28 protein-coding genes and 1 pseudogene are annotated in these 25,152 nt (G+C 40.6%); 23 read left to right on the top strand and 6 right to left on the bottom strand.

Annotated features, from left to right (window positions below):
* The first annotated feature begins 48 nt into the window (after positions 1 to 48).
* The gene (locus MHH31_RS11555) at positions 49 to 411 is read left to right on the top strand and encodes a DUF308 domain-containing protein (RefSeq protein WP_008342359.1); all 363 of its coding nucleotides are present in this window, start codon (positions 49 to 51) and stop codon (positions 409 to 411) included.
* Positions 412 to 458: 47 nt separating this feature from the next.
* On the opposite strand, the gene ispG is transcribed toward MHH31_RS11555, so the two are convergent.
* A complete protein-coding gene (ispG, locus tag MHH31_RS11550) occupies positions 459 to 1,574 on the bottom strand; it encodes a flavodoxin-dependent (E)-4-hydroxy-3-methylbut-2-enyl-diphosphate synthase (RefSeq protein ID WP_008342357.1) in 1,116 nt (371 codons plus the stop codon).
* A 106-nt stretch (positions 1,575 to 1,680) separates the two neighbouring features.
* The gene (locus tag MHH31_RS11545; protein WP_024718827.1) at positions 1,681 to 1,983 is read right to left on the bottom strand and encodes a hypothetical protein; all 303 of its coding nucleotides are present in this window, start codon (positions 1,981 to 1,983) and stop codon (positions 1,681 to 1,683) included.
* Between the two features lie 190 nt (positions 1,984 to 2,173).
* Between MHH31_RS11545 and MHH31_RS11540 the strand changes: the two genes are divergently transcribed.
* Complete coding sequence (locus tag MHH31_RS11540) at positions 2,174 to 2,719, top strand: GNAT family protein (protein ID WP_342494821.1); 546 nt, start codon at positions 2,174 to 2,176, stop codon at positions 2,717 to 2,719.
* A gap of 39 nt (positions 2,720 to 2,758) precedes the next feature.
* Here the strand turns inward: MHH31_RS11540 and MHH31_RS11535 are convergent, their stop codons facing one another.
* Entirely contained in the window at positions 2,759 to 3,511 is a 753-nt protein-coding gene (locus tag MHH31_RS11535) for a DUF1189 domain-containing protein (protein ID WP_212359974.1), read from the bottom strand.
* Positions 3,512 to 3,654: 143 nt separating this feature from the next.
* On the opposite strand from MHH31_RS11535, the gene MHH31_RS11530 reads away from it, so the two are divergent.
* The 9 genes from MHH31_RS11530 (at position 3,655) to pstB (MHH31_RS11490) (ending at position 13,256) form a co-directional block, all read left to right on the top strand.
* Complete coding sequence (locus tag MHH31_RS11530) at positions 3,655 to 4,140, top strand: DUF456 domain-containing protein (RefSeq protein ID WP_342494820.1); 486 nt, start codon at positions 3,655 to 3,657, stop codon at positions 4,138 to 4,140.
* A 183-nt stretch (positions 4,141 to 4,323) separates the two neighbouring features.
* Positions 4,324 to 4,932, top strand: coding sequence for a superoxide dismutase SodA (gene sodA, locus MHH31_RS11525; protein ID WP_007501264.1), 609 nt, complete (start codon positions 4,324 to 4,326; stop codon positions 4,930 to 4,932).
* Between the two features lie 123 nt (positions 4,933 to 5,055).
* The gene (locus MHH31_RS11520) at positions 5,056 to 6,342 is read left to right on the top strand and encodes an MFS transporter (protein ID WP_008342348.1); all 1,287 of its coding nucleotides are present in this window, start codon (positions 5,056 to 5,058) and stop codon (positions 6,340 to 6,342) included.
* 122 nt (positions 6,343 to 6,464) lie between these two features.
* Positions 6,465 to 8,600: a penicillin-binding protein 2 gene (locus MHH31_RS11515; RefSeq protein WP_017358000.1), complete on the top strand. Its 2,136-nt coding sequence runs from the start codon at positions 6,465 to 6,467 to the stop codon at positions 8,598 to 8,600.
* A gap of 214 nt (positions 8,601 to 8,814) precedes the next feature.
* Complete coding sequence (locus MHH31_RS11510) at positions 8,815 to 9,732, top strand: phosphate ABC transporter substrate-binding protein (protein WP_342494819.1); 918 nt, start codon at positions 8,815 to 8,817, stop codon at positions 9,730 to 9,732.
* 79 nt (positions 9,733 to 9,811) lie between these two features.
* Entirely contained in the window at positions 9,812 to 10,738 is a 927-nt protein-coding gene (gene pstC, locus MHH31_RS11505; protein WP_017357999.1) for a phosphate ABC transporter permease subunit PstC, read from the top strand.
* Positions 10,738 to 11,622: a phosphate ABC transporter permease PstA gene (gene pstA / locus MHH31_RS11500; protein WP_007501259.1), complete on the top strand. Its 885-nt coding sequence runs from the start codon at positions 10,738 to 10,740 to the stop codon at positions 11,620 to 11,622. Before pstC ends, pstA begins: the two co-directional genes overlap by 1 nt.
* A gap of 32 nt (positions 11,623 to 11,654) precedes the next feature.
* The gene (gene pstB, locus MHH31_RS11495; protein ID WP_186365908.1) at positions 11,655 to 12,458 is read left to right on the top strand and encodes a phosphate ABC transporter ATP-binding protein PstB; all 804 of its coding nucleotides are present in this window, start codon (positions 11,655 to 11,657) and stop codon (positions 12,456 to 12,458) included.
* A gap of 15 nt (positions 12,459 to 12,473) precedes the next feature.
* Positions 12,474 to 13,256, top strand: a complete 783-nt coding sequence (pstB, locus tag MHH31_RS11490; protein ID WP_342494818.1) for a phosphate ABC transporter ATP-binding protein PstB — start codon at positions 12,474 to 12,476, stop codon at positions 13,254 to 13,256.
* A gap of 44 nt (positions 13,257 to 13,300) precedes the next feature.
* Here pstB (MHH31_RS11490) and MHH31_RS11485 read toward each other — a convergent pair whose 3' ends face one another.
* Complete coding sequence (locus MHH31_RS11485; protein WP_008342335.1) at positions 13,301 to 13,801, bottom strand: endolytic transglycosylase MltG; 501 nt, start codon at positions 13,799 to 13,801, stop codon at positions 13,301 to 13,303.
* On the bottom strand, positions 13,798 to 14,145 hold the full coding sequence (locus tag MHH31_RS11480; protein ID WP_003217285.1) for a hypothetical protein: 348 nt from the start codon (positions 14,143 to 14,145) through the stop codon (positions 13,798 to 13,800). The genes MHH31_RS11485 and MHH31_RS11480 overlap by 4 nt, the downstream gene beginning before the upstream one ends.
* A gap of 451 nt (positions 14,146 to 14,596) precedes the next feature.
* On the opposite strand from MHH31_RS11480, the gene rpmG reads away from it, so the two are divergent.
* The 11 genes and pseudogenes from rpmG to MHH31_RS11425 all read left to right on the top strand — a co-directional run bounded on the left by rpmG (position 14,597) and on the right by MHH31_RS11425 (position 24,148).
* On the top strand, positions 14,597 to 14,746 hold the full coding sequence (gene rpmG / locus MHH31_RS11475) for a 50S ribosomal protein L33 (protein ID WP_008360061.1): 150 nt from the start codon (positions 14,597 to 14,599) through the stop codon (positions 14,744 to 14,746).
* Positions 14,747 to 14,795: 49 nt separating this feature from the next.
* Positions 14,796 to 15,356 (top strand): 5-formyltetrahydrofolate cyclo-ligase, encoded by a 561-nt coding sequence (locus MHH31_RS11470; RefSeq protein WP_282833855.1) that lies wholly within the window; start codon positions 14,796 to 14,798, stop codon positions 15,354 to 15,356.
* A gap of 84 nt (positions 15,357 to 15,440) precedes the next feature.
* Positions 15,441 to 15,648, top strand: a pseudogene (locus tag MHH31_RS11465) (hypothetical protein).
* A 146-nt stretch (positions 15,649 to 15,794) separates the two neighbouring features.
* Positions 15,795 to 15,968 carry a hypothetical protein gene (locus MHH31_RS11460; RefSeq protein ID WP_017367602.1) on the top strand — a complete coding sequence of 58 codons (174 nt, stop codon included), beginning with the start codon at positions 15,795 to 15,797 and terminating at the stop codon, positions 15,966 to 15,968.
* Positions 15,969 to 16,055: 87 nt separating this feature from the next.
* Complete coding sequence (locus MHH31_RS11455) at positions 16,056 to 17,594, top strand: rhomboid family intramembrane serine protease (protein WP_045034375.1); 1,539 nt, start codon at positions 16,056 to 16,058, stop codon at positions 17,592 to 17,594.
* A gap of 70 nt (positions 17,595 to 17,664) precedes the next feature.
* The gene (locus tag MHH31_RS11450) at positions 17,665 to 17,868 is read left to right on the top strand and encodes a YqgQ family protein (protein WP_008342322.1); all 204 of its coding nucleotides are present in this window, start codon (positions 17,665 to 17,667) and stop codon (positions 17,866 to 17,868) included.
* 13 nt (positions 17,869 to 17,881) lie between these two features.
* Positions 17,882 to 18,835, top strand: coding sequence for an ROK family glucokinase (locus MHH31_RS11445; protein WP_008342319.1), 954 nt, complete (start codon positions 17,882 to 17,884; stop codon positions 18,833 to 18,835).
* A 212-nt stretch (positions 18,836 to 19,047) separates the two neighbouring features.
* The gene (locus MHH31_RS11440; protein WP_342461799.1) at positions 19,048 to 20,967 is read left to right on the top strand and encodes an LTA synthase family protein; all 1,920 of its coding nucleotides are present in this window, start codon (positions 19,048 to 19,050) and stop codon (positions 20,965 to 20,967) included.
* An 84-nt stretch (positions 20,968 to 21,051) separates the two neighbouring features.
* Complete coding sequence (locus MHH31_RS11435) at positions 21,052 to 22,173, top strand: M14 family metallocarboxypeptidase (RefSeq protein WP_342494817.1); 1,122 nt, start codon at positions 21,052 to 21,054, stop codon at positions 22,171 to 22,173.
* A gap of 329 nt (positions 22,174 to 22,502) precedes the next feature.
* Entirely contained in the window at positions 22,503 to 23,756 is a 1,254-nt protein-coding gene (locus tag MHH31_RS11430) for an MFS transporter (protein WP_025207623.1), read from the top strand.
* Between the two features lie 77 nt (positions 23,757 to 23,833).
* Positions 23,834 to 24,148: an MTH1187 family thiamine-binding protein gene (locus tag MHH31_RS11425; RefSeq protein ID WP_056705254.1), complete on the top strand. Its 315-nt coding sequence runs from the start codon at positions 23,834 to 23,836 to the stop codon at positions 24,146 to 24,148.
* A gap of 24 nt (positions 24,149 to 24,172) precedes the next feature.
* On the opposite strand, the gene MHH31_RS11420 is transcribed toward MHH31_RS11425, so the two are convergent.
* A complete protein-coding gene (locus MHH31_RS11420; protein ID WP_003217333.1) occupies positions 24,173 to 24,346 on the bottom strand; it encodes a DUF2759 domain-containing protein in 174 nt (57 codons plus the stop codon).
* A gap of 160 nt (positions 24,347 to 24,506) precedes the next feature.
* Between MHH31_RS11420 and MHH31_RS11415 the strand changes: the two genes are divergently transcribed.
* Positions 24,507 to 25,145 (top strand): MBL fold metallo-hydrolase, encoded by a 639-nt coding sequence (locus MHH31_RS11415; RefSeq protein WP_017357989.1) that lies wholly within the window; start codon positions 24,507 to 24,509, stop codon positions 25,143 to 25,145.
* Positions 25,146 to 25,152 lie beyond the last annotated feature (7 nt).

Raw genomic sequence — 25,152 nt, 5'->3', positions numbered from 1 at the left:
CTCATACTAAAAAAGCTCCTTTCTATTAACCAAAAGGGGGAATTGATCATGGAAAGAGACGAAGATTTCAGAAGAAATGATCGTGAAATCGACACACACTTTAGTAATGATGATGGCTATTTAGAGGAAACAGCTGCTGAAATAGCAGAGCCATATCAAGCATCAAGAGATCGTGAAGACAGAAGAGAACGTGACCATGTAGGTGACGATTCAGGCAGTAAGGGGATAGGCTATACAGCACTCGCGATTGCGATTATCTCATTATTTGTCTTGCCGGTGCTATTAGGCGTAGCGGCAATCGTCGTTGGTTATATTGCAAGAAGAAAAGGAGCACATGCGCTTGGCGCGTGGTCAATCGGGATCGGAATCGTTTCCGTCATCCTCGGCATCTTTATCACCCCGTTCTTTTAACAGGACAGGAACAGAAAACGCCTGACAGTGATGTCAGGCGTTCTTTTTTATGCGTTCGCTTGTTTTGCTTTTTCAGCTTCCATTTTTGCATAATGTTCTTCAGCGATTTTATCGATTTCTTTTTTCAGTTCTTCGACCATTGTTTCTTCTGGCACTTTCCGAACGATTTCACCTTTGCGGAATAAGAGGCCTTCACCTCTAGCGCCAGCGATGCCGATATCAGCTTCACGCGCTTCACCTGGACCGTTTACAGCACATCCGAGAACAGCTACTTTAATCGGTGCTTTAATTTTAGAAATATATTCTTCGACTTCATTTGCAATGCTAATGAGGTCAATTTCAATTCGTCCACAAGTTGGACATGAGATGAGTGTTGCTGCATTTGATGCAAGGCCAAATGATTTTAATAATTCACGTGCCACTTTGACCTCTTCGACCGGGTCAGCACTTAATGAAATACGGAGTGTGTTACCAATCCCCATATTCAAGATTGCGCCAAGACCAGCTGCACTTTTGACCGTACCTGCAAATAACGTACCTGATTCTGTAATCCCAAGATGAAGAGGATAATCAAAGGCCTTTGCTGCTTTTTCGTATGCCTCAATCGCAAGGTTTACATCAGATGCTTTCATACTGACAATGATGTCATGAAAGTCTAGGTCTTCTAAAATTTTAATGTGATGCAGTGCACTTTCAACCATACCATCTGCTGTTGGATAGCCGTATTTATCAAGAATCTTTTTCTCGAGCGAACCAGCGTTTACCCCAATACGAATTGGAATGCCTTTTTCTTTTGCAGCTTTCACAACAGCTTCGACTTTTTCTCGTCTTCCGATGTTTCCTGGGTTGATACGAATTTTGTCTGCACCTGCTTCAATCGCTTTCAGTGCAAGCTTGTAGTCAAAATGAATGTCGACAACAAGGGGGATGTTGATTTGTTTTTTAATGTCCGCAATCGCATTTGCTGCACGCTCATCTGGGCATGCGACACGCACAATTTGACAGCCAGCTTCTTCTAAACGTTTAATTTCAGCTACTGTCGCTTCGACATCATGTGTTTTGGTTGTCGCCATACTTTGAATGACGACTTCATTGTTTCCACCTATAGTTAAAGGTCCCACTTTGACGGGACGCGTTTTTGTACGATGTGTGACTTCACTCACTTGTCAATCGCTCCTTAGTGTACATGCAATTCGTTTGCAGTGTACGACGTGTTTTACATCTCATATTGTAACAGTCTCTTTGTATGAATGACAAGGAATTAACGTTTTATCTCTTATAGACCGGAAACTTGTATGTGCTGCCTGCCCGAATTTCGTTCGCTTTGACGCCTTGATTCAGTGCTTCAAAGTCTTCGATCACTTCATCTAATGGCTTACTTGTATGTACGATAGAGACGACGGTTTGACCTTGTTTAACAGTGACAGTTTTATATGCCTGTTTTTCAGCTGTTTGAAAGGCGCTGGCGGGAACAGCAGGGCCATCCTGAACGGGGATCGTTCCATTTTTTAAATCAAAAAAGATAATAAAGAGGACAAACAAACTGACTAGTAAAAAAATAATTCGCCGCATTTTACTCACCGCTTTTAAGAGTTTACTTCAGATTATGCATGTCCCTGAGTTGATAGAACAAAAAAGAGTGAAAAAGCTAGGAAGGGTGGTTCTAGTGAGTTCTAGTATGACTTGTAAGTGAAAAAAGTTTGGAAAAAGCAAGCCTAAGCCCTTTCTTTATTATGATAAAATCAAAACAGGGGGAGAGTATATGAAGAAAATCAGTCAGCATATATATGTGGGAACACTAACAGAAAGTGATGCAGAAGCACTATTAACACTTGAACGAGAAAACCGCACTTATTTTCAGCAATTCACTCCTTTGGTTCAGGATGATTTTTTTACTGTACCTCGTCAAAAGGAACGGATTAACCGCAGTATGCAAAGGCGTGCAAAAGATGAAGCCTATATGCACGGTATTTTCTTAAATGAAACAGATGCATTAATTGGAACGATCTCACTCAATTCTGTTGAAAGAGGACCCATTCAAGGGGCTTTGCTTGGATATGTACTTGATGAAAAGCAAGGCGGGAAGGGGTATATGACAGAGGCGATTCGTTTGATTATCGATTATGCCTTTTATGAACTGTACCTTCACCGTATTGAGGCTGGCGTAAAACCATCTAACATTGGTTCCATTCGTGTGCTTGAGAAGACAGGGTTTGAAAATGAGGGACTTCATCGTAAAAAAGTAAAGATCAATGATAAGTGGGAAGATCACTATTTGTTTGCGATCATCCATCCAGATGAGTCATAGGGTCAAAACAAATAAAAAAGCTCCCCAAAATGAGGGAGCTTATTTTTTTGCAGGTATTTCTTTAACGACAAGATATAAGAAAATAAAGTTAATCACCCAATTTAATAAAAATGAGTTTGCAACCGGCGTGTTTAATGCACTCATGATGGCGAAAAAGACGGTTGTTAATGTGAGTGAATAGGCAGAGAGCTTCCAAAGCATTTGAAAGGACAGCTCTTTTTGCTGCATTCGTTTAATAAATGTGCCAAGCATGGCTAGGAATGTTGCGCTGATGAACATGAGAGCAGCAGTAGATAGGTACAGCAGGACACAAATGACAGGGATAATGATCGCTTGATTCTGGTTTGTGACGCTGGCAAGTTCATCTTTTGTGAGTGTTCCGCCAAGCAGCTGGTATGGAATATCTGTCATTTGTCCGTCAATGGCAATCACTGCTTTTTCTTTCAATAACGCAATGGCTGTTTGTTTTGATTCAAGCTCACTTGATTTTATTTTGTCATTGGGATCAAAGATAATCGTGATGCCATTTTCTTCTTTTTCGATCGGCGTGCTTTGATCCGCTTGAAGCGTTCCTTTTTCAATGGAAAAGTCGGGTAAATCTTTTTTAATCACATGTTGAAATCCTGACATCGCATTTGAAATCTCTTGGCTCATATGATAGCCCTGGGGGACAGCTGCGATGATCGAAAGGATAAAGATGAATAAAATGGCCTTTCCAATCCCAGTAAAACGAGCTCTGGCAATATCTTTTGGTGAATAAATTCCTTTTAACAATAAACTAAATACGTTCAACCGATTCACTTCCTACATTCTTTTCTATTTCTCACATTGTATCAATGTCTATCCATCCAGTACAAGTACGGCCTTCATTACTGGTTAAGATAGAAGGAATGAGGCATAATGTATACAGCATATAAAAAGGAGGCGGCAGCGGATTGGACGTGCTGTATTGGATTTTGATCGGCTGTGCATTTATCATTGCGTTTGTGGGACTTGTCTATCCAATCATTCCTAGTGTGGTTTTTATGGTTCTTGGGTTTATTTTATATGGGCTCTTTTTTAGCTTTGAGAAATTGATGCTCACCTTTTGGCTCATTCAAGCCATGTTTACAGCTGTGTTATTTGCCGCGGATTATGTCTCCAATCTGATTGGGGTGAAACGCTTTGGCGGCAGCCGGGCGGCCATTTGGGGAAGTACCATTGGGCTTTTAGCCGGTCCTTTTGTGATTCCGATTGCTGGAATTATCATTGGTCCATTTATCGGCAGTGTCATCGCAGAGCTGCTCGTTCATCAAAAAGATCTGAAGACAAGTGTGAAAGTTGGGCTTGGCTCATTAATTGGTTTTGTGTCAGGCGTATTTGCAAAAGGGTTGATTCAAGCACTGATGCTGGGAATCTTTTTGTTTTATGTGCTTCGCTAAATGGAAAATCGGTGTTTAACACTCTTTCTGAAGGGTTAAATACAAAATAAACACTGAAATGTTTCAGATCATGAGCAATAACGTTGAAACAAGCCGTTTCTTTTGATACTCTTTGATTAGGGTGAATTGCTTGCTTACTAAGGAAGCATTTCAGTACATACATTTCTAAGGAGGAATTTAACCATGGCTTTTAAACTTCCAGAATTACCATATGCTTACGATGCATTAGAACCACATATTGACAAGGAAACAATGACGATTCACCACACAAAACACCATAACACTTATGTAACAAACTTAAACAAAGCAATCGAAGGTGTATCAGCTCTTGAAGATCAATCAATTGAAGAGCTAGTGGCTAACTTGAACTCTGTGCCTGAAAACATTCGTACAGCTGTACGTAACAATGGCGGAGGACATGCGAACCACTCATTATTCTGGACGCTTCTTTCACCAAACGGTGGCGGCGCACCAACTGGTGAACTTGCAGATGCGATCGAAAAAGAATTAGGCGGATTTGAAAAATTCAAATCTGATTTCGCTGCAGCAGCTGCAGGACGCTTTGGTTCTGGTTGGGCATGGCTTGTTGTGAACAATGGCAAACTTGAAATCACAAGCACACCAAACCAAGATTCTCCTTTAACTGAAGGAAAAACACCAATCCTAGGACTAGACGTTTGGGAGCATGCTTACTACCTAAACTACCAAAACCGTCGTCCTGATTACATTTCAGCATTCTGGAATGTTGTGAACTGGGATGAAGTGGCTCGCCTTTACAGCGAAGCTAAATAAATGATTTGATTTGAAAAGACCTGCTTCTCTCTGAGAGCGGGTCTTTTTATATTTTCCCTCCTTTTTTTACATATCTGCCTTTTGATGAGACAGACTATTGTGTAGAAAAGGAGAATGAATGATATGAGCAGATTAAAGAAAATGTTCGGGGATATGGATGTCACAAGAGATTTATTGCTCCTCCTCACGATTGGCGGATTATACGCACTTGCGATTGCGCTTTCGAATACGTTTGTGAACGTGTATTTATGGAAACAGTCTGGGCGATTTACAGACCTTGCGATTTATAACTTGGCGATAGTTGTCCTTCAGCCCATTACCTTTTTATTTGCTGGTCGGCTCGCTAAAAAAATAGATCGTGCATTTGTCCTTCGTTTCGGTGTCATCTTCTTAGCCGCTTTTTACTTAATTGTTCTCATGGCAGGAGAGCAAGCGGCAGCTCGGCTCGTGTTATTAGGCAGTGTGCTTGGAATCGGCTATGGTTTTTACTGGCTTGCCTTTAACGTGCTTACTTTTGAAATTACTGAACCTGAAACAAGGGATTTCTTTAATGGATTTTTAGGAGTGCTTACCTCTACAGCTGGTATGATTGGGCCGCTCATTGCAGGAATTGTGATTTCTCAATTAACGGATGATACAGGCTATACAGTGATTTTCACTTTATCGCTTTTTTTGTTTTCACTAGCGGTGGTGATGAGTTTTTTCCTCAAGAGGAGACAATCTAAAGGAAAATTTATCATTAAGCAAATTTGGAAAGAGCGCCATGCGGACGAGAATTGGCGTAAGATCACAACTGCTCACTTTTTTCAGGGGCTCCGTGAAGGCGTGTTTGTCTTTTTAATCAGTGTCTTTGTGTTTATTGCAACAAACAGTGAGCTTGCTTTAGGCACATTTGGTCTAGTCAATTCAGGTGTTGCCTTTTTCGCCTATTTTTTTGCTACCCGTTTGATTAAGAAAAAATGGCGTAAAAAAGCGATTATGTTTGGCGGGCTTATTTTATACGGCGCTTTATTTTTAATCGTCTTTCACTTGTCCTATGTATCACTGCTTATGTACGCTGTAGCCATTGCGATCGGCTACCCGCTTCTGCTTGTTCCGTATGTCTCTTTAACTTACGATGTCATCGGTCATGCCAGATATGCAAGAAAAGCCCGAATTGAATATATTGTCGTCAGAGAACTATTTTTAAATGCAGGGCGTATTTGTTCGATTGTCTTTTTTCTTTTATCTGTCACCTTACTGGGCGATCGGCTTGGGATTCCTGCTTCACTTGTCGTACTTGGAGCGGGGCACACCCTTATTTATTATTTTGTAAAGGACATTCATTTAAAAGAGAAAACAGCTGATATAGAAGAGGCTGACGGTCAAAAGCCTGTTTCTCAAACGAACCTTATGAAGGGAGAAAGGTAAAATTTCTTACCAATGGAACATCAAATTTCTAGATAAATGATAGAAAAACCGCTAAAATGATGATGGCACCTTTTATACACAAAAAGGGGTGCCATTTCTTTCTTGATAGAAAAGGTGATGTGATGAGAAACAAGAAAAACAAAAAAGACGCGAAGGAAGGGCGCAAAACACTTCCGATCCGGCTGAATTTATTATTTTTAGCTGCGTTCATTATTTTTACCGGTGTTGTGGTCAGACTCGGTTTTGTGCAGATTGTGAATGGAGAAGATTATAAAAAGCAGGCAGAAAAACAAGAAGACGTGAATGTCAGCTCATCTGCTCCGCGCGGAAAAATTTATGATCGAAACTATAACACGATTGTCAGCAATAAAGCGCTAAATGCCATTACATATACGAGAACCTCGACGACTTCACAAGAAGAGCGGCTCAAAGTGGCAACAAAATTAGCAGATATGATTCACGTAAGTACGAAGAAAATCACAGATCGTGATAAAAAAGATTTCTGGATCTTAACCCATCCGAATGAAGCGAAAAAGCTTGTTCAAAAAGAAGCCGATTTAAAGGGTGACGATAAGGTCTCTGATGATAAACTATACGAGCTCCAGCTGAAACGCATCACAGACAAGGAATTAAATCAACTGACGAAAAAAGATTTGCAAGTGCTTGCGATTAAAAGACAAATGGATGCAGGCTATGCACTTACGCCTCAATTTATTAAAAATGAAGATGTAAAACCAAGTGAAATTGCTTACGTATCTGAGCATTTGGACGAACTGCCAGGTGTAGATGTCACAACAGACTGGTCACGCAGCTATCCTTATAAAGGACTGCTCCGCAGTATGCTCGGCAGTGTGTCTTCAAGTGATGAAGGTCTTCCGTCGTCACTGCTTGAACATTATCTATCACTCGGCTACAGCCGAAATGATCGTGTAGGAAAAAGCTATCTTGAATATCAATATGAAGATGTCCTGCAAGGTCAAAAAGAAAAAGAACAAAGTACAACAGATAAAGAAGGCAATGTCACAAGCTCTAAAGTGTTAACAGAAGGAAAGAGCGGGAAAGACCTTGTGCTGACGATTGATATTCAGCTGCAAAAAGCGGTGGAAAAAATCATCGAAAAGAACTTGAAAAGTGCGAAGCAAAGAGGCGGCACAGAACTTCTTGATCGTGCGTTTGTTGTCATGATGGACCCGAGAAATGGGGAAGTGCTCTCGATTGCGGGTAAACAGATTACCAATAAGAATGGGACATACAAATTTGATGACTATGCACTAGGAACGATGACATCATCATATGCGATGGGATCAGCAGTAAAAGGGGCAACTGTGCTGACAGGTTATAAAACAGGCGTCCTTCATATTGGAAGCACCCAATACGATGAACCGCTCTATATCGCTCAGTCACCGCCGAAAAAATCCTATCAAAATATGGGACTCATTAATGATTTAACCGCACTAGAACGTTCATCAAACGTGTATATGTTTAAAACAGCGATTGCAATTGGGAAAGGGGAATATCGTAAGAATCAGCCGCTCCCAATTGATACAAAGGCGTTTGATACGTTCCGTTACAATTTTAGTAAATTTGGTCTTGGAGTGGAGACAGGTATTGACCTGCCAAACGAAGCAACTGGCTATCGTGGAACGTCTACACAATCCGGTCTCTTACTTGACTATGCGATTGGACAATATGACACGTTTACACCGCTGCAAATGGCGCAATACGTCTCAACGATTGCCAATGGCGGCTATCGTTTACGTCCTCAGCTCGTAAAAGAAGTGAGAGAGCCAGATCCGCAAAGAGGCATTGGGGCTGTAACGGAGTCCGTCAAGCCGGATGTACTGAATAAGCTCGATATGACAAGTGATGAGATCAAACGCGTACAGCAAGGATTCAAGCTTGTGATGCAGAACCCAAGAGGGACAGCATATTCGAACTTTGGCAACAAAAAATACAATCCAGCTGGCAAAACAGGGACCGCTCAATCATTCTATGACGGCCCGATTAAAAGCAAACGCGGCACACCAACGTATAACACAACACTTGTTGCGTATGCGCCTGCTGATAATCCAGAAGTAGCGATTTCAGTTGTCGTGCCTTGGGTGTATCAAGATTACAACCAGCGCTATCCGATTACAAATGATATTGGTGAACAAGTATTAGACAAGTACTTTGAACTGAAATCAAAACAGGAAAGCAATGATACACAAGCGAAGAACAAAAACAAAATTGAAAATGAAGCAGAAACAAATAACTAGACCTTTTCTAGGTAAAAACGCTCACTTTTTGTGGGCGTTTTTTTATATTTTCTTCAAACTTTTCGATATAAATTGACAAAAATCATAAAAAACCCCGCAATTTCTCTACAAATCTTCGACATTTACAAAACCTTAACATTCCATTTAAACGAAATTAATAAAGAACCTTTAATGTATTACTCGTAGGACAAATTATTCAGGGGGTATTCTTGAAATGAAAAAGAACAAATTATGGCTGCTTACTTTCCTTACTATCGCATTGTTAGCATTCGTCACAGCATGCGGAAACAGCAGCTCAAGCGGAGATTCAAAAGACAGTAAAGGAAATGCTTCAAACAAAGATGAGGCATCAGGTTCCATTACCATCTCAGGATCATCTGCGATGCAGCCTTTAGTTCTTGCGGCAGCAGAAAAATTCATGGATAAACATCCAAAAGCCGATATTCAAGTACAAGCCGGCGGTTCAGGAACAGGACTTTCTCAAGTATCAGAAGGATCTGTACAAATTGGGAACTCAGATGTATTCGCAGAAGAGAAAGACGGAATCGACGCAAAAGCTTTAAAAGACCACAAAGTAGCAGTTGTTGGAATGGCGGCAGCTGTTAACCCTGAAGTTGGTGTCAAAGACATCACAAAGGACGAATTGAAAAAAATCTTCACTGGTAAAATCAAAAACTGGAAAGAGCTTGGCGGGAAAGACCAAAAAATCACACTTGTGAACAGACCAGACTCATCAGGAACTCGTGCAACATTTGTGAAATATGCACTTGACGGCGCGACACCTGCAGAAGGAATCACAGAGGATTCTTCAAACACAGTGAAAAAATTGATTGCAGAAACACCAGGTGCGATTGGGTACCTAGCATTCTCTTATTTAACAGATGACAAAATTACACCGCTTAGCATTGATGGTGTGAAACCAGAAGAAAGCAATGTAGAAAGCGGTAAATATACAATTTGGGCATATGAGCACTCTTATACAAAAGGTGAGCCAGAAGGTTTAGCAAAACAATTTTTAGATTACTTGATGAGTGACGAAGTACAAAAAGAAATCGTTAAAGACCAAGGCTACATCTCAGTCTCTAATATGAAAGTAGAAAGAGACGCAACAGGCAAACAAAAAGATAAGTAAAAGGTCTTGAATTGATGATGAAGGAAAAGTGGAGCTTTTCACTTTTCCTTTTATGACATTCATAGGAGTGTAGAAAAAGATGAAACAGATAGAACATACAGAAGCGAGCGATCGACTGATCAGCTCGAAAAAAAATAGGCAAATGGATGAAGTAAGAGGAAGTATTTTGGTGAAATTTTGCGCATTCTTAATGATTGCTGTATCAATTGCCATCACAATCTTCCTTGGCATTAAGGGTTTACAATCTTTCATCGTAAATGGTGTAAGCCCAATTGAGTTCTTAACCAGTATCAATTGGAACCCTACAGCGGAAAATCCGCAATACGGCGCATTTCCATTTATCTTTGGATCAATCGCTGTCACGCTTCTATCAGCACTCATAGCAGCACCGCTAGGCATCGCAGGAGCGATCTTCATGACAGAAATTGCACCTGCATGGGGACGGAAAATTCTCCAGCCAGTGATTGAACTGCTTGTAGGGATTCCATCCGTTGTTTACGGATTCATAGGTCTTACAGTATTGGTGCCGTTTATTGGACACTTTAAGTCAAGCGGTTCAGGGCACAGTGTTTTAGCAGGAACGATTGTCCTTTCTATTATGATTCTGCCAACTGTTACATCCATTGCAACTGACGCAATGGCTTCACTTCCAAAAAGTTTACGTGAGGGATCGTATGCATTAGGCGCAACAAGATGGCAAACGATCAGACGTGTTCTTGTACCTGCAGCGCTTCCGACATTAATGACAGCAGTCGTGCTTGGAATGGCAAGAGCATTTGGAGAAGCCCTTGCCGTTCAGATGGTTATTGGAAACACGCGTAATCTACCAGAAAGTATTATGGACACAGCTGGTACATTAACAACCATTATTACGTTAAACATGGGACATACAACGTATGGAAGTGTTGAAAACAATACACTTTGGTCAATGGGACTTGTCCTTCTAGTTGTATCATTTATGTTCATACTCATTATCAGATACTTGTCATCTAGGAGGAAGATTTAATGAATAGCAAAATGACCGATCGTTTTGCCACAATCGTTTTTGGATTATGTGCCGCCATTATTACGGCGATACTTGTTGGCTTGTTTTCTTATATCATCTTCAACGGTGCCAAAGAATTAAATTTTGACTTTTTGACTACACGCTCAAGTGCGATTGGTTCTGGCGGCGGTATTAGGGATCAGCTGTTTAACTCGTTTTACATTCTATTTATTACGATGCTGTTTACCGTGCCTCTTGGCGTGGGTGGCGGGGTGTACATGGCAGAATATGCACCTCAAAACAAAGTGACTGATTTTATTCGTACATGTATTGAAGTTTTATCCTCTCTGCCATCGATCGTCATCGGTATGTTTGGTTTGCTGATGTTTGTTAATTTAACAGGATGGGGCTATACGATTATCGGAGGAGCCCTTGCGCTGACTGTCTTTAATCTGCCAGTGATGGTCAGGGTGACAGAAGATGCCCTTCGATCTGTACCGAAGGATCAAAAGGAAGCATCGCTTGCGCTCGGTGTGACAAAGTGGCATACAGTGAAGACGGTTCTGATCCCAGGAGCGATTCCATCCATTATTACCGGAGCGATTTTAGCATCGGGAAGAGTTTTCGGTGAGGCGGCTGCTCTTCTTTTCACAGCAGGTCTTTCAACACCGCGTCTTGATTTTACAAACTGGAGTCCTTTCTCCGATACGTCACCACTCAATATTTTTAGACCGGCAGAAACATTAGCCGTTCATATATGGAACGTCAATACACAGGGAATTATTCCAGATGCAGAGGCCATTGCAAATGGTGCATCAGCCGTACTTGTGCTCTCTGTATTAGTATTCAACTTAGCAGCTAGATGGCTTGGTTCATTTATTCATAAGAAGCTTACGTCAAAATAAATAGTGAGAGGTGTGAAGGGGATATGGTTCAAATGCTAGCAGAAAAAAAAGAGATTGCAGCAAAAAAGGCTCCACTTCAAGCGGAACAGATTCTACAGGTGCAGGATTTAAGTATTTATTATGGTGAAAAAAAAGCAGTCAATCAAATTTCATTTGAAATTGAAAAAAATGCAATTACGGCATTAATCGGCCCATCAGGGTGCGGAAAATCGACTTTTTTACGCAGCATTAACCGCATGAACGACCTAATTCCAGGTGCACGAAGTGAAGGGGCGATCATGTACGAAGGGTTAAATATTTTGGATGACCGTATTAATGTGGTGAATTTAAGAAGAGAAATCGGGATGGTCTTCCAAAAGCCAAATCCATTTCCTAAATCCATCTACAACAACATTACACATGCGCTAAAATATGCGGGTGAAAAAAGGAAATCAGTGCTTGATGATGCGGTAGAAGAAAGTTTAACAAAGGCAGCGCTATGGGATGAGGTCAAAGATCGCTTGCACCGCTCTGCCTTATCATTATCAGGAGGCCAGCAGCAGCGCCTCTGTATTGCACGTACCCTTGCGATGAAACCTAGCGTGCTTTTATTAGATGAACCGGCTTCTGCCTTAGACCCGATCTCAAATGCAAAAATTGAAGAACTATTATCGGAATTAAAACATGATTATTCGATTGTCATTGTCACACACAATATGCAGCAAGCGTTACGTGTATCTGATCATACAGCCTTTTTCCTGAACGGTGATCTAGTGGAATACGATGCGACTGAACGTATCTTTACACGTCCTGCGCAGCAAAAAACAGAAGACTATATTAATGGTCGATTCGGATAAGGCGGGTGGATTTTGATGAATGCAGTAGCAACTGAAACAGCCAAAAAAGAAGTGTTTCGTGTGAATGATATGAACCTTTGGTACGGACAGCATCACGCACTGAAGCATATTGATTTAGACATTAAAGAGCATGAGGTCACAGCGATTATCGGTCCGTCCGGCTGCGGAAAGTCAACATTTATAAAGACCTTAAATCTCATGGTCAAAACAGTGCCAGGTGTGAAAATCACCGGGGATATGATGTATAACGGTGACAATATTTTAAAAGGCCGTGTCGATCTAGTGGAACTGCGTAAAAACGTCGGGATGGTCTTTCAAAAAGGAAACCCATTCCCTCAATCTATCTTTGATAATGTCGTCTACGGGCCAAGAATTCACGGGGTGAAGAGCAAGCAGCAATTGAAAGAAATCACTGAAAAAGCGCTTCGTGATGTTGCCCTTTGGGATGAAGTGAAAGATCGATTAAGTGCGCCTGCATTAGGTCTTTCCGGCGGTCAGCAGCAGCGTCTTTGTATCGCAAGAGCCATTGCCACAAGCCCGGATATTCTATTAATGGATGAACCCACATCTGCGCTTGATCCTGTTTCAACATTAAAGATTGAAGAATTAATCATGAAACTGAAAGAGAAATATACGATTGCCATTGTGACGCATAATATGCAGCAAGCGGCAAGGGTATCAGACCGAACAGCGTTCTTTTTGATGGGCGAGCTTGTTGAGGTCAATGATACGAATGTGATGTTCTCAGAGCCAAATGATCAAAGAACAAATGATTATATATCAGGACGATTTGGATAATCAAAAACCCCCTGGAGGTCAATGCCGCCAGGGGGTTTTTGATGTTATTTTGTTAAGGCTTTGACGATTTGTTTGAATGTCATACCTGTTTTTAAATTGAATTTGCCGGCACGAATTTCTTTATGGTAGCCTGCGTCTATCACATAATCATTAAAATCTTTAGACGAGTTGATGATTCCGTCCTTTTCAAGCATGTCTGAAACATCACTTGTGCTCATACCGTTTTTAATCACGAATTTAACCGTTTTGCCTTTTGGCTTGTCCGTTGTTTGTTTATCGTTCTGAGAATCACCGTCTTCATTTGCTTTCAGCGCTTTTTCTTTATAATCAAGAAGTTGTTGATATGTTTCACGGCTGACGGAGACTTCTTTTTTAGAGTCTAAGTAATTTTTCACGTCAGTGTCTGTCACTTTCGCTGCGAGGGTTTCTTTTGTTGTAGAATCAGCCGCCGCTTCATCTTTTCCAGTAAGGAAAAAGACGATCGCCAGAACACCAGTTGCAAGAATCATACCTGCTGCAAACGTTTGGATGCTTTTTTTCGTCATACAAGCACCCTCTCGTTGTCTTTAATGATCATGTTCACATCTTCTACAGAGACATGCTCAGCGCGCGCAATCGCCTCAGGAGACATGCCATTTTGATGCTTTGAAATGATTTGTCTTGCAATAGATGGATCAATTTCTGAATGCTTGCGGACAACGATGTTTGTTTCAAGCAATTCTTCTTCAAGAACCTTCATTTTCTTTTTCAGTTTATAGATTTCTTGCATTGCAGATAGTTGAAGTGTTTCAAGTTCCTGTTCGACTTCTTTAATCGGCTCTCTTTGAAAATATGAGAATGCGATCAGTACAATACTGACAACAAGCAATCCGATAATTGCAATTTCCATGTTTCATCACCTTTTATTCATATTTTAATGCTGAAAGCCAAAAAAGGCTCTCATGATTGTTTCAGACAGTTTTCGACCCTTCTTTTTTATACCATAAAAAAGCTAGTTTCAAAAGGAATTGCTGAAAAAATCACCTTTTTTTCATCATTTTTCTTTTTATAGGGAAACCAAGTATGAAAACCTTGCCCGCTGTTAAAATAAAAGAAGACGGATCAGATGAAAAAAAGCTGTGGAACAAAGAGGGGGTTCTCATGTATACAGTACGACAAAGAACGTGTTTTTATAGGGGAGAAGGCGATTTTTCATCACATGACCAGACAATATGAATCAGGATGCGGGTGGAATGCATTGAAAAATGAAATTGGTGAAAAAACATTCTAGCATTCCTTAGCTAGAAGTGGTATTATAGTTAGGTCTGAATGTGAATTGATTTTAGTTTGGAGGGAAAAACATGCGCGTAAATATTACTCTAGCTTGCACTGAATGCGGTGAGCGTAACTATATTACTAAAAAGAATAAGCGAAACAATCCAGATCGCGTTGAATTCAAAAAGTATTGCTCACGTGATAAAAAACAAACTTTACATCGTGAAACAAAGTAAGCAGCAGGGAATTTTCCTGCTGTTTTTTTATGATGGGAGATGAACCTGTATGAAAAAGGAGCTCCGCCTTCAAACATTAGCCATGCTTGATCAGATAAGCGCTGATGAGTTCAATCGCCACGCTTCTCTACTTCATGAACACGTGTTGCAGCTGTCAGAATGGAAACAGGCGAAAACGATTGCTTTGACTATGTCTAGGGGAAAAGAAATACCGACAATGCCTCTGATTGAAAAAGCGTGGGAAGAAGGAAAAACAGTTTGTATTCCCACCTGTTTTCCGAAAACAAAAGAGATGGTGTTTTATGAATATACACCTGAAACAAAGATGACATCCAGCTACTTTGGGCTATTGGAGCCAGACCCTCTTGAGTCTACAGCTGTACATAAAGAAGCCATTGATTTGATCATTGTCCCTGGGGTGTGCTTCGATCAACGTGGTTACCGGATTGGGTTTGGTGGGGGCTATTATGATCGCTACTTAGCGGACTACCACGGCGTAACCATTGCCCTTTGTTTGTCTTTACAGCAGACGAGGCATATTCCGGCTGAAGCGCACGACATACCGGTATCTATGATTGTCAGTGAAAAAGGTACGTTATATCAAAAGTGAAAGCCCGCTCATTGTCCAAAAACGGGCTTTTTGTGTTGAGCTCGTTTCATTAGCTCAGGGCATTTTAGCTAGTAGGAGTCATATATGAAAAAATTTCGAGGAAAGAAAAGATACTTCCGTAATTTGTGGGAGGAAGTGAATACTTTTGACTTACAACTTGATCATGATTCATGGGTTTATTTTTGGCATACGCACCTTGATTTTTTTTGTAGTCGGAAAAATAAGAAGAGAGCATATCAAAGCGTTCAAAGATTTAATCGCCCTTCATCAATTTGACGTTTCTTATGATTAATCTGAGTGTGAAGAGGTCTATTATATTCAATCAAAAGAACAAGGGATTAGAGTGTGAAAGTAGATCGCATGGTAAGAGATAAAAATGTTGGTTCATGCATAAACAAATCCTATTTAAGCCACGATACGAACATAGGAGGGAATATGATGAATAAAATGATTTGGAGCATTGTGTTCACACTGTTTGCATTCGTTCTTGTACAAAATCGTTATCGGCTCATGAATTTGATCTTAGGTCAAAACCAAGTGCGTCACTTTTTTATTAAATGGCTGATGAAAATCCCATATTTTCGGACGAAATTTATTCGCCAAGCATTCTAATCCCGCAAAAGCCGGGATTTTTTTTGTTGAGAAATGCGTATAAGAGTAATTTTTGCTATAATAATGTAAAAAATGGAGCGCGAATGAATGAATGTCATAGATAGTCTATTTTGGCGAGTGATTGATGAACTCAGACAAAAAGGATACGAGATGATTCAAAGTCCGTACCCAGAAGATGAAATCTTTTTTGAAGCACCACGAAACTCAGGATATGATCTCATCCGTCTCTATAGAAGAGATGTGAATTTTAGACAGGAGATCGTTCGAGATATGGAAGAGCAGGCCTTTCGGATGAATCAGTTGAGAGAAGCCATGCGTAAACGTTCTCTTCATCTCCTGCAACTACAATTTACAGCTGACCATCCAGTAGATGATTGGGAAGACATAAACGGTCAACCGCAAAAACAACAAAAGGTGACGGTGACACCTGTTTTACTGAATGAAGAAACCCTCCAAAACGATGGACACGAGCTGCAAAAATGGCTGAATACATCACTCTCGATTGATGTAGAAGAGGCGAAGGCAGATACAGCCGAAGATGTAATGCAGCTTAAAATGAACGTGCTTCAGGCATTTCAAGATCAGGAAAAGCAACGTGAACGAGAACGGGCCGTTTTTCAAAATGGCAGACCGATTTTTACCTACTTGTTAATCGCAGTTCAAGTGGTGATGTTTCTTTTACTCGAATTATCTGGTGGAAGTACCAATACAGCCACTTTAACAGCATTTGGTGCGAAGAATAATGTGCTGATACTAGAGGGTGAATGGTGGCGTTTTGTGACACCTATGTTTTTACACATTGGTTTGACGCATTTACTCTTTAATACATTTGCTCTTTGGTCCGTTGGAGCAGCTGTTGAGAGAATTTATGGTTCAGGAAGATTTTTGCTGATTTATTTAGTTTCCGGCATCTTTGGCTCCATAGCGAGCTTTGTGTTTAATACAGCCATCGCAGCAGGAGCATCAGGTGCGATCTTTGGCTGTTTAGGCGCATTGTTATATTTAGCGATCTCTAACCGGAAGCTCTTCTTTCGTACGATGGGGACAAATATTATCGTGATTATCCTCATCAACTTAGGGATAGGTTTCACTGTATCAGGGATTGATAATGCAGGGCATCTTGGGGGGCTCGCTGGGGGATTTTTAGCCGCTTTAGCGGTCCGTCTTCCTAAACAGTTTCAGCCTGTCAAAATGCTTCTTGCTAGTCTTCTTCTCCTCCTTATTGGCGGCTTTGGATTGTATACAGGGTTTCATTCAGACGATCAAAAAGAAGCGGCGGCAACTAGCGAGGCAGCGAGTTTATTTGATGAAAAGAACTATAGCGAAGCAAGTCAGCGTCTAGAGGAATATGTAAAGCAAAAGGATGCCTCAGCTGAAGCACTTCATATATATGCGCTTTCCGAAGCGCAGCTTGGACATCTTGACAAGGCCATTGAGTATTTGCAAAAGTCGCTTGAAAAAGATCCAAATGAGCCGAATAAATTGTATCACTTATCGTTGTTGTATGTAGAAAAAGGCGAGACAGCGGAAGCAGACGACTTCATCGAAAAAGCATTAAAACAAGATCCGCAAAATGACCAATTTTTAAAGTTGAAACAATATATTGAAAACACTCAAACACGTTGAATGACTTGACTGAAAGCGTATTTATGAATACGCTTATCCTATCTGTTGATTTAGAGAAATGGTGAAAATAATGAAAACGTTATATGATGTACAGCAGCTGCTCATGAGATTTGGAAATTACGTGTATTTCGGAGATCGTGAAGTGGAATTAGAATTTATGGCAGATGAATTGAAGGAAATGTACACATCGGGCATCATCGATCGAACTGAATGGTCAAACGCAATGACCATCCTTCAAATGGAACTAGCCAAATTAAATCGAAAAACAATGTGAAGGTGGAGGACATATGACAGGGGATTGGTTTGTAGGAGTTGATCTTGGCGGTACGACAATTAAGCTTGCGTTTATTAATCTTTATGGTGAAATTCAGCATAAGTGGGAGATTCCTACGGATAAATCTGGGCAGACAATTACAGTCGACATTGCCAAGTCAATTGACCATAAACTAGTTGAGATCAGCATGCCGAAATCAGCCCTAATTGGGATCGGTATGGGGGCACCTGGACCAGTGGATAAAGTATCCGGAATTGTCTATAAAACAACGAATCTGGGCTGGACAAACTATCCCTTGAAAGACCATTTAGAGGCAGAGACAGGACTTCCATCTGTCATCGAAAATGATGCGAACATTGCTGCACTCGGTGAAATGTGGAAGGGTGCAGGTGATGGCGCCAAAAACATCCTGATGGTTACACTGGGCACAGGGGTTGGCGGCGGTATTATTGTCAATGGAGAAGTGGTTCAAGGCGAAACAGGTGCTGGTGGAGAAATTGGTCATATTTGTGCCGTTCCATTTCAAGGAGCACCATGTAACTGCGGGAGAACAGGCTGTATTGAAACCATTGCGTCTGCCACAGGTATCGTCCGAATCGCAAAAGATACATTACAAACAAAGAGCCATACATCATCACTTGGCTCACTTACTTCGCTGTCTGCAAAGGATGTATTTGAGGCAGCAGAAAACGGAGACGAACTTGGGATGCATGTCGTAGATGAAGTAACAACCCATCTTGGTCTTGTCCTTGCGAATCTAGCCAGTGCCTTAAACCCAACAAAAATCGTCATTGGCGGCGGTGTATCTAAAGCGGGCGAGCTTCTTCGCAGTAAAGTAGAGCGTGTCGTCAAACATCATGCCTTCCCGCCATGTGCTGAGGATGTTGAAGTGGTGATTGCCTCACTAGGAAACGATGCAGGCGTGATCGGCGGTGCATGGATGGCAAAAAACAAGTGGCTGTCTTGAACAAAAATGTCATAATGATGTCATTTTTATTAAAATCAGCGATAGATAGGCATGAAATTGAATGTTTAGCATATTCATAAGTTTGTCATGGGGAAAAAGACATTGATTTTCCAGCATAGACAGGATAAGATATACTTTAGTTATTTTTGAAGAAGCACCAATAATTGGGGATGTCCCTAACCTGAGTGCGTTTTTAGCATAAGGAGGTTACAATGCGAAAGAAAAGATTAAAGGCGATTTCATTTTTACTGATTGCGACTTTGTTAATGTGGGTGAAAACCTATGTTATCTATAAATCTAGTTTTAATATCAAAATTGAAAATTTCATGCAGGAATTTATCCTGTTTATTAATCCGCTTAGCTTTCTTTTGTTTATCTTCGGTATCGGTTTATTCTTTAAAGAAAAAAATCGCAATCGATATATCATCGTGATGAGTTTTGTTCTGACATTTATTTTATTAGCTAACATTGTATTTTATCGATTCTACAGTGATTTTCTAACCATCCCCGTCCTATTTCAAACAAACAATATGGGTGACCTCGGGTCAAGTATTACCTCTTTAATTGAACCAGTTGATTTTCTGATGTTTGTTGATATCATCATTTTAATTTGGCTCTATAAAAAACAGCCTTCCTTTAGAACAGATGTAACGATTTCACGTAAGGGACGTGCAGCTTATTATTTATTTGTTGCAGCCACTTTCTTTTTTAACCTTGGTTTGGCTGAAACAGAAAGACCAGAGCTGTTAACTCGTTCATTTGACCGTGAGATGCTAGTGAAAAACATCAGCTTATATAACTTCCATATTTATGATGGGGTTCTGCAATCGAAGCAATCCGCTCAGCGAGCACTTGCCGACAGCAATAGCTTAACTGAAATTGAAAACTATGTAAGCGCAAATCAAACAGACCGTAATGAAAAGACGTTTGGTCAAGCAAAAGGACGAAATGTCATTCTAGTATCGCTTGAGTCTACTCAGAGCTTTGTGATCAATGAAAAATTGAATGGGAAAGAGATCACGCCGTTCTTAAACAAATTGATCAAGAAAAGCTACAATTTCAGTAATTTCTATCATCAAACGGGTCAAGGGAAAACATCGGACTCCGAGTTTATTGTTGATAATTCACTCTATCCGCTTGGAAGAGGAGCTGTATTTTTCACAAATCCAAGCAACGAGTTCAAAGCCGCACCTGAGTTGTTAAAAGAGGAAGGCTATCATTCTTCTGTTATTCATGCGAATAACAAAAGTTTCTGGAACCGTGACCTGATCTATGACAGCTTTGGCTACGACAAATTTTTTGATATTAAATCATTCGATGTAAATGAAGAAAATTCAGTTGGCTGGGGACTAAAAGATGGTCCGTTTTTTGAGCAGTCAGTAGATTTAATGAAAACGATCCCGCAGCCGTTCTATACGAGATTGATTACATTAACGAACCATTTTCCATTTGACTTAGATGAAGAAGATAAGCTCATTGATGAATATGACTCAAAGAGCAAAACGTTGAACAAATACTTCCCTACAGTGCGTTATCAAGATGAGGCACTAAAGCTTTTCTTTAAAAAAATGAAGGAAGCAGGGTTATACGATAATTCCATTTTTGTGTTATATGGTGATCACTACGGGATTTCTGAAAACCATAACGAAGCAATGGGACAATTCTTAAACAAAGACATTACACCTTTTGAAGAAGTTCAGCTTCAAAAAGTACCATTTGTTGTACACATTCCTGGTATCACGGATAAACATCCAAAAGAGATTGATACAGTTGGCGGGCAAGTAGATATCCGTCCAACAGTCATGAACCTTCTAGGAATCGATACAAGCAAGCAAATTCAATTTGGTCATGACCTATTATCAAAAGATACAAATGACTTCACAGTGCTTCGAGATGGAAGTTTTATTACGAAGGACAGTGTTTTTACAGCTGGTGTGTGCTACAACAAAGAAACGGGTGAGCCGAGAGAAGATGAGTCTGGTTGTCAGTCTTATGAAGAAAAGGCAAAACAAGAGCTTCAATTCTCTGATCAAATTATCTATGGAGATCTCCTTAGATTTTATGACCGAAACAACTCGGACCATTCACCATCTAAAAAAGAAGATGACACTGAGCTAAAAAAGGCGTCTTAATTTAAAAGAAAACCTCTGCTATTTACATGCAGAGGTTTTCTTTTTTTACTTACTGGTTCATATAGTGTAAGAGGAGGGATGTAAATGAAAAAGTCGTTTGGCACAATTGAATGGCATCTGGATGAGGCAAGGAAGGAGGATGTGGCAAAGCAGCTTGGTATAGGAAAAGAAGCTTTCCGTTTGTCCAATCAGTCAAATACGGAGCACCTCCTTTTACCGGGGTATAGACTTCCAGAAGGGATCCATTCATTTCAATCGGTAGGTGAGGTGCAAAGCTTCATTGCGCCTTACCGGCTCCAGCAATCAGATGATTGGATCAGCGGCACATTTGAATATGATAGCGCTCACTTAGAACGAGAGCTTCAATATTTGAAAGCTGTTTTTCCTTTTCTTCAGATGAGTGTGATTGGTCAATCAGTGCTTGATACGCCCATTTATGAAATCCGTACGGAGCCTGTACAACATTTACATTCCATACATGTTAATGCCTCTTTTCATGCAAATGAATGGATCACGACCTCTGTTTTATTAAAATGGCTTAAATCACTTTGTTTAGCGGCCTCGGACCCAGTGCAAGCAAGACATCATGAAGCGGTTCGTATATTGCAGACCACTGCTTTGTCTATTGTCCCGATGGTAAATCCAGACGGTGTTGATTTGGTTCGCAATGGTCCAGAATCCTTAGGGTTGTGCCATGAGGAGTTCGCACCGCTAAATGGTGGATTTTCCGATTATCGAGAATGGAAGGCGAATATTCGAGGAATTGATTTAAACAATCAATTTCCTGCTTATTGGGAAATCGAATATTATCGTAATAAGCCGAAGGCACCGTCTTATAGGGATTTCCCAGGGCATCAGCCGTTAACAGAACCAGAAGCGAAAGCAATGGCACATCTCGCCTTACGAAAACGCTTTGACCGGTTAATTGCCCTTCATACACAAGGAGAAGAGATATACTGGGGTTTTCTTGGCCACGAACCGGCCATTTCAAAAGAGACGGTCGAACGGTTAGAACGGGTGAGCGGTTACAAAGCGATTCAATATCTTGATAGCTATGCAGGTTATCGTGATTGGTTTATTTATCAATGTAAAAGTGAGGGATATACGGTGGAACTTGGGCGAGGAAAGAACCCGCTTTCTATGAGTCAATTTGATTCGATCTATGAAAAAACAAAGCGGTTATTGTGGGAAGCATGTAAGTATTAAAAGCACCTAATTGGTGCTTTCAGCATGTAGACAAACCCTCGCATTCTTTGTCAGTCCTGCGTGCCGGTGCTCACGAATGTGAAATTCACTCCGTGCCAGTACTCGTCCTTCCTAGGGGCTGCAAAGGTTTTCTATCACGCTGAAAAGAAGACAAAGGGCTAAAATCAAGTTCATTTTCGCCCTTTGTCAATAATCATTTAATACGTTCAAACCTCAATTTCTTATGGTCAATAAAAACCGTGCTGATGTGATTGACGAGAGCATTCCTGTAAGCTATTGTGAAAGAGTGGATGTAAAAAAAAGGATATGAATTAGGGAGATGTCGATGATTGAATGCTCAAAGCCTGTGGAAACGGAATTTTACTTATCTATTTGTTTCTAAAATGTGTAAAATTACTGCTGATAGTTTATCTTTTAACACCATTTTGTGGCTTTTAGTGCTAGGGGGAAAAGGAGCAATTGGAACAGCATTTTTTATTGCCGTTAGTTTTGTCCCTCAAGCCATTATTGGGCCGTTTATTACCCCAATGATGAAGCCGCATCAATTGAAATTTTGGATGTGCTTTGCTGATTTAACTCGGGCGGCGATTATACTTGTGATTGTGGTGAGTTACTTTTATGATTTTTCTCCTTTGGCACTCATCATTGGCGGTATGTTGCTGCATTCAGCGACTGGTGGTTCCTATGAACCAGCTTCGGTGTCCATTATTCCAAAGCTTGTGCATGAAGATGTGATACAAAAGGCGAATGCAACCATTCAATCAGCCAGTCATGTGGTCAGGCTTGTGACTGTGACGATTTGTGGTGTCATGATTGCATTTGTAGGGGTAGGATATACAATGCTTGTCATTATTCCTCTTTACCTCATGTCCGCTTTGCTGGTTTTGCTGATTACATATAAAACGGAAGCGATCATGGATAAAGGAAAAAAAGGATTGTCATACGGAAAACGATTAATAAGAGGATTTTCACTTGTGAAAAGTCATCATATTTTGTTTCCATTAGCCATTTTTTGTGTCTGCTCCAATTTTGCTGCGGCACCGTGGGAGGCATTGTCGGTTATTTATTTAACAGAAGATTTACATAGTGGACCAGTAGTATATTCATTCATCAAAGTGACCACGGCATTAGGTGCATTTTTGATGGGATTCGTTTTAACAAAGGTGAAAGTGAATCGATACGGTCTGTTGTTTATCGGGGCAGGGATCGTTGATGGAATTGCATTTTTCATTACAGGGATGAATGCCTTATTACCACTTGTGTTTATATCTGCATTTGCCTTAGGTGCAGCCATCAGTGCAGTCAATGTACCTGAACATACAATGATTCAATTGTCAGTAAAAGCGGAGGATCAGCCGCAAGTGTATGCGATTATTAACATGATCTCGTATTTAATGATACCGTTAGGCGCTCTCATTGGTGGTTATATGGCGACGTTATTCGGTTCAGGTTATGTCATTGCAGCAGGAGGACTGATCGAAGCCATTTCAGGTATATGCTTGCTCCTTTTCACAAATATTGGGAAGGTAGAGAGAGCAGATTTGACGATAGAACGGGACAAACCAAGCTTACACGCCACATGATGATGGCATTTTTGAATCGCGATGGGTTACAATGAGAACGAGAAAGAAATAGGATGTCATTGAAAGGAGCAAGAACCATGGCGATAGCAGATGTCACCATCATTCCAATAGGCACTGAGACACCAAGTGTGAGTGCATATGTAGCAGACGTACAAAGATTGTTAGAGGGCTTTCAACAAGAAGGGAAAATCAAATATCAGCTCACACCAATGAATACATTAATTGAAGGGGAGCTATCCGTTTTATTTGAGGTCATTCAGCGTATTCATGAAGTTCCATTTGAAAAGGGTTTACACCGAGTAGCAACCAATATCCGCATAGATGACAGAAGAGATCAAACGACCACCCTTTCAAGCAAATTAGAAAGCGTGAATAAACATTTGAATCAATAGAAAAAGCCTGCTAATTGCAGGCTTTTAATGTGCAGTTGGATAACCGCTATAGATGATGGTCATGACGGTAAACCATCCAAAAACCAAAAATGTGGCGCCAGCGAAAGCAATGGCTAGTACGTTCACTTTTTTGAGTGAGCGATAGATGCCGAGAGCGGCTAAAATCGTGACTAGACCAAAAATAATGACGAGCATCATATGAAAGTCCCCCTTTGTCATCAATCCCCTTGATTTCCTTTCTTTTCATTTTAACCGTTTTCATAAAGCTTGTCGAGTACATTCAAGTTGACGATTGTTTGAATTTTTATTGAATAGCCTTCATAATAAAAAAGAATGAAAAAAGTAGTAGGTGATGAAAATGAATTGGAGAAGAATGCCGCTAGGCTATGTGCAAGCGAACGCATATATTTGGAAAAATGAACAGGGAGAATGTTTAATTTTTGATCCAGGCGGCGAAGCGCAAAAGCTAATTTCTTATGTGAAAGAAAAACAGCTGAAACCACTTGCTGTCTTATTGACACATGCCCATTTTGATCATATTGGTGCAGCAGATGAGGTGCGTCAAGAATGGGGAATTCCGCTTTATGTCCATGAAAAGGAAAAAGAATGGCTGACAAATGCTCAGCTAAACGGTTCAGCTCGACTAATTGGTAACGGAATTACGGTCAAAGAAGCTGAACAATTGATTACGTCAGAAGGACCTCTTCAAATTGGATCGTTTACATTAGAAATGTTCCACACACCAGGTCATTCACCTGGCAGTGTGTCTTACTATTCAGCGGAAGAGGGATTTGTCATTTCTGGTGATACTTTATTCCAAGGCGGTATCGGGAGAACTGATTTAACGGGCGGTAATCAAGACGTGTTGCTTCAATCGATACATGACAAATTGTTGTCATTGCCAGAATCAACTCTTGTGTTAAGTGGACATGGCGAGGAAACAACTGTGCTTACAGAACAGGAGCAAAATCCGTTTATCAATGGGTTTTCTTTATAATAGCACG

The sequence above is a fragment of the Bacillus sp. FSL K6-1033 genome (genome assembly GCF_038630765.1).
In the GTDB taxonomy this organism is placed as follows: Bacteria; Bacillota; Bacilli; order Bacillales; family Bacillaceae; genus Bacillus; species Bacillus altitudinis.
This window is presented reverse-complemented; position numbering and strand designations above follow the sequence as displayed.